General features: G+C 58.8%; 2 protein-coding genes. Both read left to right on the top strand.

Features of this window, described 5'->3' with window-relative positions; translation table 11 throughout:
• A partial coding sequence (locus ACIP6U_RS48665) for a hypothetical protein (protein ID WP_401729984.1) occupies window positions 1-185 on the top strand: 185 nt, incomplete at its 5' end.
• 23 nt (window positions 186-208) lie between these two features.
• The coding region (locus ACIP6U_RS48660; RefSeq protein WP_401729982.1) for an amidohydrolase family protein at window positions 209-1,222 on the top strand (1,014 nt) is incomplete at its 3' end.

Below are 1,222 nucleotides of genomic sequence, written 5' to 3'. Positions count from 1 at the left end.
GGGCCCGCCGCGGCCGGCCCGCACAGCGCGCACGCGGGCGGTCGTCAGCTCCACCACAGCCGCTGCGCACCGGCGAGCGGTTCCTCGACCTGAGCGCTGCCGCGGTGCGCGAGCAGGACGCGAAGACCCCCGGAAGCATCTCGCAGACGGATGCCGTACGGATACCTCACCACACAAACGCCTGAAGAGAGGGACTGACATGAAGCCCATGGGACGCCGCAGCTTTCTCGCCGCCAGCACGGCACTTGGAGTTGGTGCCGGCTTGTCCACGCACGCCATTGCCTCGGAGGTGAGCGAGAACGAGACTTCGGACAAGGCTTCGGACATTTCACGGCGGGACCAGGACCTGCCCTTCATCGGCACGGAGGAGACCTTTTCGACTCCCACGTTGTTGAAGCTGAACTCCATCAATCAGGATCACATAGCGTTCCTTGAGGAAATTGGTCTTTCGGATCTAGGCCGACGCCGCATCGGCGATATGGATAAGGGGGGACTCAACGTTCAAATCCTCTCTGCTCATACACCCTCCGTGCAAAATGTCCCTGGGCAGAGGGGCATCGACCTTGCCTATCGTCTTAACCGGCAACTTGTAGACGGGCCGATCGCCAAATTTCCGGGTCGTTTCAAGGCTTTCGCCACCTTGCCCTTGCAGAGTCCGGAGGCGGCGGCGGACGAACTGGAACGCTCGGTTCGGGAAGATGGCTTCTTGGGCGCACTGACCAACGGACACATCACGAAGAAGTATCTCGATCATCCCGATTTCGAGCCTGTGCTGGCACGTGCCGTTGCTCTCGATGTTCCGATCTACCTGCATCCCGGCTATCCAGCTGACGAGGTCTTCAAGATCTACTACAGCACCACACGGTCTAAATACACGGAAGAGTTCCAGGACTACATTTTTAGTGGGTCTGGATATGGCTGGCACCAGGAGGTGCTGACCCAATGCATTCGGATGATCACGTACGGGGTTTTCGACAGGTTCCCCAAACTGAAAATCATCATCGGCCACATGGGCGAAGGTCTTCCCTTCTACTACGAGCGGATCGTCAATGACATGGGCGAGCCGACCGAAGAATCGCTCGAGAAGCCCATCGCGCAATACTTCCAGGACAACTTCTGGGTCACAACCAGCGCATTCCCCCAGACCGAACTGCTCGATCTCCTGCTGAAGTACATAAGCGTGGATCGAGTGATGTTCGCAACCGACTACCCGTTCGCGGAC

This window comes from Streptomyces sp. NPDC088794 (genome assembly GCF_044750545.1).
Taxonomy (GTDB): domain Bacteria; phylum Actinomycetota; class Actinomycetes; order Streptomycetales; family Streptomycetaceae; genus Streptomyces.
Note: the sequence above shows the minus strand (reverse complement) of the source record. Positions and strands in the feature narration are given on the sequence as shown.